1 rRNA gene is annotated in these 308 nt (G+C 50.6%); it reads right to left on the bottom strand.

What is annotated here, in order from left to right:
• A 23S ribosomal RNA gene (locus tag FS665_RS23195) occupies positions 1–308 on the bottom strand; the annotation flags it as partial.

The raw sequence follows: 308 nt of genomic DNA, 5'->3' as shown, positions 1-308 counted from the left end.
TCAGCCTACCACCTTAAACTTGGACAACCAACGCCAAGCTGGCCTAGCCTTCTCCGTCCCTCCATCGCAATAACTGCAAGTACAGGAATATTAACCTGTTTTCCATCGACTACGCTTTTCAGCCTCGCCTTAGGGACCGACTAACCCTGCGTCGATTAACGTTGCGCAGGAAACCTTGGTCTTTCGGCGTGCGAGTTTTTCACTCGCATTGTCGTTACTCATGTCAGCATTCGCACTTCTGATACCTCCAGCAAGCTTCTCAACTCACCTTCACAGGCTTACAGAACGCTCCTCTACCGCATCACCTA

Origin of the sequence: Pseudomonas sp. URMO17WK12:I11 (assembly GCF_007677725.1) — a bacterium.
Classification (GTDB): Bacteria; Pseudomonadota; Gammaproteobacteria; order Pseudomonadales; family Pseudomonadaceae; genus Aquipseudomonas.
Note: the sequence above shows the minus strand (reverse complement) of the source record. Positions and strands in the feature narration are given on the sequence as shown.